This is a genomic window from Flavivirga aquimarina (genome assembly GCF_030540835.1).
GTDB lineage: Bacteria > Bacteroidota > Bacteroidia > Flavobacteriales > Flavobacteriaceae > Flavivirga > Flavivirga aquimarina.
This window is the reverse complement of sequence record NZ_JAUOEK010000114.1, coordinates 23,965-35,003: the sequence shown is the minus strand read 5'-3', so window position 1 is coordinate 35,003 and position 11,039 is coordinate 23,965. Positions and strand designations below refer to the sequence as shown.

7 protein-coding genes are annotated in these 11,039 nt (G+C 32.3%); 2 read left to right on the top strand and 5 right to left on the bottom strand.

The window, feature by feature from the left end; translation table 11 throughout:
- Window positions 1-204 (bottom strand): hypothetical protein, encoded by a 204-nt coding sequence (locus tag Q4Q35_RS09775; protein ID WP_303277788.1) that lies wholly within the window; start codon window positions 202-204, stop codon window positions 1-3.
- A 577-nt stretch (window positions 205-781) separates the two neighbouring features.
- On the opposite strand from Q4Q35_RS09775, the gene Q4Q35_RS09770 reads away from it, so the two are divergent.
- Both Q4Q35_RS09770 and Q4Q35_RS09765 read left to right on the top strand, forming a co-directional pair.
- Entirely contained in the window at window positions 782-3,802 is a 3,021-nt protein-coding gene (locus tag Q4Q35_RS09770; protein WP_303277787.1) for a SusC/RagA family TonB-linked outer membrane protein, read from the top strand.
- A 16-nt stretch (window positions 3,803-3,818) separates the two neighbouring features.
- Complete coding sequence (locus Q4Q35_RS09765; protein ID WP_303277786.1) at window positions 3,819-5,408, top strand: RagB/SusD family nutrient uptake outer membrane protein; 1,590 nt, start codon at window positions 3,819-3,821, stop codon at window positions 5,406-5,408.
- Between the two features lie 166 nt (window positions 5,409-5,574).
- Here the strand turns inward: Q4Q35_RS09765 and Q4Q35_RS09760 are convergent, their stop codons facing one another.
- The 4 genes from Q4Q35_RS09760 to Q4Q35_RS09745 form a co-directional block, all read right to left on the bottom strand.
- A complete protein-coding gene (locus Q4Q35_RS09760; RefSeq protein WP_303277785.1) occupies window positions 5,575-7,386 on the bottom strand; it encodes a DEAD/DEAH box helicase in 1,812 nt (603 codons plus the stop codon).
- A gap of 180 nt (window positions 7,387-7,566) precedes the next feature.
- Window positions 7,567-8,799, bottom strand: coding sequence for a M48 family metallopeptidase (locus Q4Q35_RS09755; protein WP_303277784.1), 1,233 nt, complete (start codon window positions 8,797-8,799; stop codon window positions 7,567-7,569).
- 132 nt (window positions 8,800-8,931) lie between these two features.
- Window positions 8,932-9,726 (bottom strand): TrmH family RNA methyltransferase, encoded by a 795-nt coding sequence (locus Q4Q35_RS09750; protein ID WP_303277783.1) that lies wholly within the window; start codon window positions 9,724-9,726, stop codon window positions 8,932-8,934.
- Between the two features lie 172 nt (window positions 9,727-9,898).
- On the bottom strand, window positions 9,899-10,966 hold the full coding sequence (locus Q4Q35_RS09745; RefSeq protein WP_303277782.1) for a DUF3810 domain-containing protein: 1,068 nt from the start codon (window positions 10,964-10,966) through the stop codon (window positions 9,899-9,901).
- Between the last annotated feature and the right edge of the window lie 73 nt (window positions 10,967-11,039).

The window sequence follows — 11,039 nt, the reverse complement described above, 5'->3', positions numbered from 1 at the left end:
TTAATCGAAAAGAATTCCTCGAGGCTCTGCCTCGGGGTTTCCGTTGAAATTGTCATTCCCGTGAAAACGGGAATCTAAATACAGAATTTCGGTTTTTGACCTTTTTAGGTCAAAATGAAACCAGCGAAATACCTCTATGGCTCTGCCTCGAGAATAGTTGGTTTCAAGAAATTCTTTATTAATTAAAGTATTGGTATTATTCATTTTTAAAATTACAGGGTCTTAGCATACAAATTGTAATGAAATAAAACGAAAAAAAAGTTGCCTAAATGCTAATTAGTTAATCCTCAAGAGGTACTGTTTCTTTTAATTTAAAATATAATTTTTTTGAGAAGAAATGGGCTAATTTACAAATGCTCGTCGTATGGTAATTCAGTTCGTTTTTGTTAATAAATTAACACGCAGAAAATCAAAAAATATGTTGCATAAGTTTTTTCTTTCCAAAACCTTGATCTTTAGTTTTTTAAGGGGTTTTAAGCGTTTTTTGCGCCTTAAAAAACTAACATTTTGCAACAAACAAGCCCTTTAAATGAGACTTTATAACTGCTAAGCGTTGTTAAGTTTGCAACTAATAAGAGACGTATGTTTTTTTAAATACTCCAATAATTTTATTTACTTAATTATAGAATAAAACTCTAAAAACTGGTTAAAAAGAACAAGGCTGGTTTAATTAGAAAAAAAATATTTTATAGAGAATATATAAAGTTAAAATGGAAGATTAAAAAACTTCTAATCTTAGAAAATAAATAATTAACTCTTAAACTTTAACCTAAATCAAATTATGAATTTAAAATTAATTACAATATTTCTGTGTTGTTTTAGTTTTGCCCCTTTAATGGCACAACAAACAATTTCTGGAATAATTACAGATGAAACTAAACAACCTTTACCTGGAGTAAATATAACAGTGAAAGGTGATATAATTGGAGCTGTTACCGATTTTGATGGGAAATACTCACTTCAAATTTCTTCAGGACAAGTATTAGTATTTTCCTTTGTTGGCTTTAAAACCCAAGAAATAGTATTCGAAAATCAAAAATCTCTTTCGGTAGTAATGCATGAAGATGCTGCTAAACTAGACGAAGTTGTTGTTATTGGTTATGGTACAGCTAAGAAAAGTGATCTTACAGGTTCCATAGCATCTGTTAGTAGTGAGCAACTTACAATAAGACCAGTTCAATCTATAGGAGATGCATTGCAAGGGCAAGCTACAGGTGTGCAAGTGAGAACTAACTCTGCTGCTCCTGGTGGTAGCACATCGGTAGTTATTAGAGGGCAGAACTCTGTAAATAGTAGTTCTTCCCCTTTATATGTACTAGATGGTATACCATTATCTAATATAGATAATATTTCTGTAGAAGATATTGAATCTATCGAAGTATTAAAAGACGCTTCTAGTACTGCAATTTATGGTTCTAGAGGAGCTAATGGAGTCATTTTAATTACATCGAAACAAGGTAAAGTTGGTAAGATGAAGGTTTCTTACGCTACAAGATTTACTGCTCAAAGTATAGGGAATGACCTTAATTTAATGAATGCCCAAGAGTTTACAGAATTTCATACAGCTTGGGAAATTGCAGGCAATGCAGATCCAAGTGATGTGTTTTATAATGGAAGTTCCCCATCTAGGCCTTCTCCATTAACAGTGGGAGAAGGAACCGATTGGTTTGATCAAATTACCACAACAGGTTTTATTAAAAACCACCAAATAAGTATCTCTGGCGGAAGCGAAACCAACCGTTCTAGTGTTTCTCTTAATTATTTAGATCATGAAGGTATTGTAAAAGGAGGTAGCTATGATAGATTTGGTATACGCTTGGCAAATCAAATGGATGTGACACCATGGTTAAGTACGGCGGTTAATTTATTTGTTACTCATGAAAACAAAAACAGCTCAGGAGAAAATACTGGTACTTCAGGTAGTACAGGAACCATTAACCAAGCTATTAAAATGTCGCCAGCATTACCTGTTTATAATGAAGATGGCACGTATACCGCTAACAACCTACCTGGATCAGAAGGTATAGAAAACCCTTTAGCTATAGTTAATGAAATAGAAAATGAAACAAAAAATTGGGATATAATTGGAAACTTTAATATAACCATAAAACCTTTCAAAAATTTTAGTTTTAAAACAAGTTTAGGAGGTAATTATAATAATTATAAACAAGGGACATATAACCCTTCTACAACAATTACTGGAGGATTGATAAATGGTAGAGCTTCTATAGAAAATCGAAATACGTCTCACCTTGTAAATGAAAATATTTTTTCTTACAATACTATTTTTAAGGAAAAACATAAGTTAGATATAGTTGCTGGTGCAACATATGAAGAAGAAGTTTATGAAGATTTTTCTGTTTCTGCAACAGATTTTTTTACAGATGCTTTTGGTTATAATAATATTGATTCGGCAGGTGAATTTGGAACGCCAAAATCTAATAAAACGAAGTGGCAATTGTTATCTTATTTAGGGCGTGTTAACTATTCTTTGGATAGAAAATACCTTCTTTCTGCTTCTGTTAGGTATGATGGTAGTTCACGATTTGGAGAAGGAAATAAATGGGGGTTTTTCCCTGCAGCATCTGGAGCTTGGGTTGTTTCTTCAGAAGATTTTATGGCAAATGCTAGAAATACAATTAATACTTTAAAATTTAGAGTAGGTTGGGGAAAAACAGGAAATCAAAATATAGGGTTATACCAATCGTTAGCAGTTTTTGGATTAGCAAATTATCCATTGGGAGATGCTATTGAATCTGGAGTGGCTGCAAGCCGACTTGCCAATATAGATTTAAGATGGGAAACAACAGAAAGTATTAATGTTGGTTTAGATACTAAGTTGTTTAATACCGTTGACCTATCGGTAGATTACTATGAAAAAACAACTACAGATCTTCTTTTAAATGTTAGCTTAGTAGAAACTTCTGGTTTTGCTAACGCATTGTTAAATACTGGGGAATTGCAAAATAAAGGGTTTGAAATTTCTGCAGATACAAAATTAGTAAACAATAAAAATTTTAAAGCAAATATAAAAACAGAATTGTTTCTTAATAAAAATGAGATTATAAGTTTAGATGGAGATGCGACTCAACAATGGAAAGTAGGAGAGTCGTTGGGAGCTAAAATAGGTTATATAAGTGATGGGATTATTCAAAATCAAGCAGAATTAGATGCTTATTCAGATAGTAACGGAAATCCAATTAATGGTGCAAGTATTGGTGACGAACGAGCTGTAGATTTAAATGGTGATGATGTTATTGATGGGTATGATCAAGTTGTTACTTTTGATCCAAATCCAGATTTTTCTTATGCAATAGGTTTGAATTTTGAATATAAAAGAGTAGCATTAGATCTTTTCTTTTATGGTGTTCAAGGAAACCAGATTTACAACCAAACGGCTACTTATTTAAGAAGTACAGAGATAATAAGATCTAATTTGTCAACAGATTTAATTGATAATTATTGGACACCAACTAATCCAGACGCAAAGTATCCTAGACTTACAGCGCCTACAATTTACAGTCAACAGAGACTTAATATAGAAGATGGAAGCTTTTTAAGACTACAGAATATTCGTTTGGGGTATACATTACCAGCCTTAGGTCCTTTCAATAACGCATCTTTATATATTAGTGCTCAAAATGTTTTCACAATTACCAAATATTCTGGATTCGATCCAGATGTTAATTCTACACCAGGTGATGGTACATTTACTAATAATGGTAATGATTCGTTTGGAGTGGATAGAAATGCTTATCCAGTTCCGCAATCATTTACTTTAGGATTACAAGTTAATTTTTAATTAAAAACTATTTACAATGAAAAATATATTTATATTATCTCTTACGCTATCATTACTATTTTCTTGTAATGATGTTTTAGATGAAGAAGTGTTTTCAAGTGTTACTAACGAAAACTTTTTTCAAACAGAAAATGATGCTATTGTTGGAGCTATTGGAGTTTATGATGGTTTACAAAACAATAATTATTGGTATCAACAATTTATTATGTGTGAGCTTCTACCGGGTTCTATGGGGCATTTTTGGAATCAAAATTTCAATACATTAACCTATACCAATAATACAGGAGGTCTTTGGGCACTTTGGGAGCAAGGTTATAAAGTTATTGGGCGAGCTAATTCAGTAATCTCAGTATTAGAGAATTCTTCTTTAGAAGAAGATTTGAAAAATCAGTTGCTGGGTGAGATGAGATATATTAGAGGTATGGTCTATTTCAATACAGTTAGAATGTTCGGTCATATACCATTAGTAACCAGCGTTCCAGAATCTATTGAGGATGCAGTGACACCACAAGAGGGCGCAGATGAATCTGTTTATGAGTCTCAATTTTTAAAACAAGTGGATAGAACAGAAGTGTATAATTTTATAATAGAAGATTTATTATTTGCTGAATCTAATTTGCCAGTGGCGACATTTACGAACGGCGTGGATAATGGAAGAGCTAGAAAAGGTTCAGCTACAGCTCTTTTAGCAAAAGTTTATTTAACACAAGCAGGTTTACAATATAATTACGTAACAGGGACCTTAGATCAAGGAGATGCTTCTAAATGGGCAAAAGTTGTAGAGAAGTGTGAAGATTTAATTAATAGTGGTCCTTATTCTTTAGAACCAAATTTTGCCGATATTTTTAAAAATGAAAATGATAATAATGAAGAAATCATTTTTTCTGTTCAGTATTTAGAATCTAGTGTAGCAGGTGTTACAGGTGAAGGTGGACAATTAGGAGCAAGAACTGGTATAAATGGATCCGATATTACACCTTATTCTTGGAAGCAAGTTTTTTCTAATAAAAGTTTCTTTGATCAGTGGGTAGATGCAAATGGCACTTCAGACAACCGATTTAGTACTACATATTTAACTAGTTATGTTGATAATGATGGGGTTGTAGTAAACTACGGGTCTGGAAATTTTATTCACCCTCATATTTGGAAATTTATTAGTGATGATAATAATCCAGATATTAATGCTCTTGGAGCAACAGATTATGGTGACAATACGGTTTATTTACGTTATGCAGATGTATTACTTATGCATTCTGAAGCTTTAAATGAAATAAACGGAACTCCAGACAATAATACAATTTCTGGGATTAACCAAGTAAGACAAAGAGCTGGTCAGCCATTAATTACCTTACCAATATCTAAAGAGGATTTAAGAGATGCCATTTGGAATGAAAGAAAATGGGAGTTAGTTTATGAAGGTCATTATTTTTATGATTGCCAAAGAACAGGTAGGCTTAAAGAAGAAATTGAGCTTAACTGGGATACAAATGGAGGTACTGTAAGGCAAATAACCTTAGCTGCTATCACCGATAAGTTTTACATTCTGCCAATTCATTTTAATGCGCTTTCTTCTAACTCTAGTTTAGATCAAAATGCTGGTTGGTAATATTTTAAATAACTAAAATAGCTTTTATATTAGTTAATTTTAACTGCCTTTGGAGTAAAAACCGAAGGCAGTTTTTTTATTAATTCTTTAAAATTCAATCCTTTTACAAACATAGGGTGGTGACAAAGGGGTGGCTTTTGACCTTCTTAAAAATAGTAAGCTATTACTAACGTCTAGAACGTCTAGGCCTAAATGTATTTGAACTACCGCTAGAGTCAGAATTTGAATATCTTGGTTTTGAAGACCCTTCAGAACGACGTCTTTCACCTCTGTTTCCAGAATCAGATCTTCTCTCATCACGTCTTCTTCCACCTTTTCTGTCATCACGCTTTCTACCTCGGTTTCTATCGTTTCGTCTTCCACCACCACGGTTTTCAGATACTTCAACATTAACAAAACGTCCGTTATGTTTAAAATCGGTAAAGAAAGCTAATACTTTCTCTTTTTGTTCATTTTCGGTATTAAAGAAAGAGAAGCTATCCTTTACTTCAACTTTAAAGACATCATCTCTACCAAGCTGTAACTGCTCTTTTAAGAAGTCTTTTAGTTTCATCCAATCAAAACCATCCTTACTACCAACATTAATAAAGTAGCGTGTAGAATTAGATTTGCCACCAAAATCACGGCCACCATCTCGATCACGACCGCCATCACCAGAAACATTTAAGTTTTTAGCCTTTTGGTAATAGTTATAGAAACGTGTAAACTCAACAGAGAAGAATTTTTTAATTAATTCATCTTTATCTGTGTCTTCAAACAATGCATTAATACTTGATAAATGCTTATCAATTTCATGATTAACCTCGGTGTTATGTATTTTATTCGCAAGAGACATTAATTGCACTTCGCAAATATGAGCACCATCAGGAATATCTTTTTTCTCAAACTGACGTTTAATAATACGCTCAATACTTTTTATTTTACGCACTTCGCTTTTAGAAACAATCACCATAGAAACCCCTGTTTTACCAGCACGTCCTGTACGTCCAGAACGGTGAGTATACGTTTCAATTTCGTCTGGTAATTGGTAATTTATTACGTGTGTAATATCATCCACATCAATACCACGCGCGGCAACATCTGTAGCCACTAACATTTGTATTTGTTTGTTTCTAAACGATTTCATAACCAAATCACGTTGGTTCTGACTTAAATCACCGTGTAAAGCACCTGCACTATAGCCATCTTCGATAAGTTGTTCGGCTACTTTTTGTGTATCTCGTTTAGTTCTACAAAAGACTACCGAGAAAATATCTGGATTGGCATCCGATAAGCGTTTTAAAGCTTGGTAACGGTCTCTAGCATTTACTAAATAGTATTCGTGTGATACATTGGTCGTACTTTCATTTTTATTTCCAACAGTTATTTCCTGTGGGTTACTCATGAAGTTTTTAGCAATAGCAGCAACTTCTCTCGGCATCGTAGCAGAGAACAACCAGGTGTTTTTATCTTCTGGTGTATGCGATAAAATATTGGTGATATCTTCTTTGAAACCCATATTTAGCATTTCATCGGCTTCATCTAAAACAGAATATTGGATTTTAGAAATATCAACCAAACGTCTGCTAATCATATCTTTCATACGACCCGGAGTTGCCACAATAATTTGCGCCCCTCTTTTAACCTCTCTAGCTTGGTCTGTAATACTAGACCCTCCATAAATAGCAACCACGTTAAGACCTTTACAGTACTTACCGTATTGTTTCATTTCGTTGGTAATTTGCAAACAAAGCTCACGTGTTGGTGATAAAATTAAGCCTTGAGTGGTTCTGCTATTAACATCAATTTTTTCTAGCATTGGGAAGCCAAACGCAGCTGTTTTACCAGTTCCTGTTTGTGCCAATGCTACTAAATCTGTTTCAGATTCTAATAAAATTGGGATGGCTTTTTCTTGTACTTCACTTGGTTTTATAAAACCTAAATCTGTAATAGCGTGTAATAAGTCGTCATTAAGACCTAATTCTTGGAATGTGCTCATTCTTGTATATGTATGCGATTATGTCTATGTAGTGTTACATAAAGAAGTGAATCGACATACTTAAAACCTAAACTTCTAGCAACACATCCTCTCTCTGAGGAATTGAAAGCGGCAAAGATAAGCTTTTATTTTTATTCCCCGCAGGAGGGAATCTTTTTAAGTTTAGTAGAAGGTTTATTGCTATTTTTTTAAATTGGTAATCCGTTCTAATAAAGTAGGGTGCGAATAATGCATAAACACATAAGCAGGATGTGGCGTTAAGTTACTCAAACTATTTTTAGATAGTTTTTTTAGTGATGTAATTAAAGGTTCTCCTTTATATGTGTTTTTGGCATAATCGTCCGCTTGATATTCAAATTTTCTGGAAAATAGGTTCATAATCAACCCCGTAATTTCAGAAATAGGGGAGTATAATAACCCGAAAGCAATCAGCCCGATATGAAAACTAGGAATCTCTACACCCAAAGCATTCGATAATAATGGATTTGAAATGAAAAGTGATAAAATAAAAAGTGTTAAGCCGGTTAATAAAATAGAAGCAAACAAATTAAAGATAATATGCTTCTTTTTATAATGACCAACTTCGTGCGCCAATACAGCAACAATCTCTTCATCCTCTAAATCATTAATCAATGTATCGTAAAGCGTGACGCGTTTTTCACTACCAAACCCAGAAAAATAAGCATTCGCTTTTGTACTTCGTTTAGAGCCATCGATTACAAATATCTTGTCAAGTTTAAACCCAACTGTTTGTGCGTATTCAGATATTTTATCTCGTAAACTCCCTGCCTCTAAAGGTGTTTGTTTATTAAATAACGGTACAATAAGTTTTGAATAAAACATATTCATAAATAAAGTAAATACAGCTACTAATCCCCAAGCGTATAACCAAAAATGATTTCCGGTAACTTGGTAAAACCAAATAATAAGGGCTAATATACCGCCTCCAACAATGGCCATCATGAGCCAACCTTTTATTTTATCGAGAATAAATGTTTTAACTGTTGTTTTATTAAAACCAAATTTTTCTTCAATAACAAAGGTGCTATAGTAAGAGAAAGGAGTAGAAACGATATCACTACCAATCATAATAATTCCAAAGAAAATAAGCGCAATAATTATCGGACTATCGCTATAGCTTCTGGCAATATTATCTACAAATTCAAAACCATCAAAAAATAAGAAGCCTAAAGTTAAAAGAATAGAAAATGTCGATGTTAATATGCCAAACTTATAATTAGTGGCTTTGTAATTTTGTGATTTTTTGTATTCAACATCATCATAAACATCTTGTAAATCTTCAGGAAGTTTGTCTTTAAAATGTTTTGCATTTAAAGCATCGAGGATTTTATCAACTATAAAGTTGATAATCAATATAGCGATGATGATGTAAAATAAAGTTGTATCTGTCATATTTTATGTTTGTGTCATTTTTAGAAACGTCTAAACGCTGCGTAAAAATCTTTTGAATTAATTTTATTGATTATTAATTATGCCTGCTTTAAATTAAGAGATTATAACGTCTTTCGTCCTCACAATGACAAATTATTCAAAATTTCTCTGTCTTTTGGCTTCAAAAATAAGAATTCCTGCTGCAACAGACACATTCATAGAATCTATTTCACCTTGCATGGGAATTATAATATTTTGAGTCGAGTTTTTGAGCCATTCATGACGCAATCCAGTGGCTTCTGTACCAACAACTATAGCTGTTGGTTTGGTATAATCTTGTGTATGATAATCTACCGAGGCTTGTAATGCGGCACAGTAAATATCGATATTGTTTTCTTTTAAAAAGTCAATAATCTCTGTAGTGTTACCAGTTGCTATTTGATTGGTAAATACGCAACCTACACTAGAACGAATAATGTTAGGGTTGTATAGATCTGTTTTTGGATTAGCTATAATAACAGCATCTACATTCGCAGCATCTGCAGTTCTTAAAATAGCACCAATATTTCCAGGTTTTTCGGGAGCTTCTGCAATTAGAATTAATGGGGGCTTAGTACTAAATTCTAAATGATTAATATTATGATCTTTACTTTTAGCAACAGCTAAGACACCTTCAGTAGTATCTCTATAAGCTAATTTTTGGTAGACATCTTTAGAGGTTTCTATAATATTAGTTTGTTGGTTTGTTAATTCGTTAAGTTGTTCTTGCGAAATTAATTCAGGATAATATAAAACGGTTTCTAACTTGTAATTTCCTTTTAAAGCCAACGAAATTTCACGTGCTCCCTCTATTAAAAACTGACCGTTTTTTTTACGTTCGCGAGACTTATCTTTTAGTTGTGCGAGTTGTTTTATATATGGATTCTGAGTACTTGTTATTTCTTTCATAAGAATAAAACAAAAGTAATTGTTTTTACATAATTTCTTTTGAGTTTGAAAATAAATTGATACTTGAAAACTAAGTACGCGTTTTTATGAAAATAAAAGCTAATTTTAAATAAGCATCTTTTTTAATTTAAAGGAGAATAAGTAAAAAGTATGTTTAAACTTTAAAATAAATTTATAAACTTTCAGTCTCAAAATAATTAACCAATAAAGCCACTACATAACTATAGCTTTCCATGCCTTTATTTTGATTATTGGCTTTTAAAAAGTTACCATAAAATAATTTAAATAAAGGTTCGGTAGGGTTTTCATGTGCTTCCCAAAATTCACGAACTTCCTTATAGTTTTTTAAAATCCCCTTATTTACATCGGCAACCATATCTTCAAATAAACAAGCATCACGTCTGTATATCTCATTTAGGCAAAAGCGTAACCCAAAAGTATACCCCGTATATCTAAAATATATATCGTCATGATTTATAGCTGCCATACATCCAATAAAATTAGCTTCGTTTTCGGCTGCATAACCTAATTGATGTGCAATTTCATGTGAAGCTGTTGTAGGCACCTTGTAAGCAGGAATTAATCCATTAACCTGAGCTTCGTTGGTAAACGGATTTAAGTAACCGCTAAACCCCATATAGGTTAATGGGTAACTATATAACGATTTTTTTACACTTTTTGGGTTATATTCTAAATGAGGGAATACTTGTTTTAAATTTTTATAACCCACAGGTGCCATCTTTAAGATTTCACTTTTACTATAAGGTAAATTAGTTTTAATTGTGTCGTTTTTAGTAATTATAAAATGAAGATTATTCGACTTTTTAATCAATTGTTCAGTTACAGAAACTAGCTGTTCAGTAGTATAATCATTAGCAATATTCAAACTTTTATGTAGTGGTAATCTGTAGTAATTAAATCCCCAAAACAAGTGAAATATTAGGTATATAATTGCGATTGTAGAAAATACATCGATAAACCATTGTTTTGTGTCTTTTCTAAGTCGTTTTCTGTTTATATAAAGCCATCGTACGATATAAATAATAGAAATAGTATAGATTAAATCTCCAAAAGAAAAAGGCAGCCAACCCAAAGTATATCTAAATATTTTAGAAATAAAAGGATAAAATCCGTTACTATAAAAACGTTCTACAAACTCAGGGTAGTTGGATAGCCACGTTATAAATACATATTGTGGAATTAACGATAATGCCAGTAACGTTTTTTTCTTTTTTAGCATAACTCAAAAATAAGCAAATGTTTATTAATCATAGTGTGTAAAACTTATCTTTGCAAAATACTATTTTGTGAAA

Coding starts and splice junctions, on each gene's coding strand:
- Q4Q35_RS09770 (WP_303277787.1), top strand. CDS start 782: ATGAATTTAAAATTAATTACAATATTTCTGTGTTGTTTTAGTTTTGCC.
- Q4Q35_RS09765 (WP_303277786.1), top strand. CDS start 3,819: ATGAAAAATATATTTATATTATCTCTTACGCTATCATTACTATTTTCT.
- Q4Q35_RS09750 (WP_303277783.1), bottom strand. CDS start 9,726: ATGAAAGAAATAACAAGTACTCAGAATCCATATATAAAACAACTCGCA.
- Q4Q35_RS09745 (WP_303277782.1), bottom strand. CDS start 10,966: ATGCTAAAAAAGAAAAAAACGTTACTGGCATTATCGTTAATTCCACAA.
- Q4Q35_RS09760 (WP_303277785.1), bottom strand. CDS start 7,386: ATGAGCACATTCCAAGAATTAGGTCTTAATGACGACTTATTACACGCT.
- Q4Q35_RS09755 (WP_303277784.1), bottom strand. CDS start 8,799: ATGACAGATACAACTTTATTTTACATCATCATCGCTATATTGATTATC.
- Q4Q35_RS09775 (WP_303277788.1), bottom strand. CDS start 204: ATGAATAATACCAATACTTTAATTAATAAAGAATTTCTTGAAACCAAC.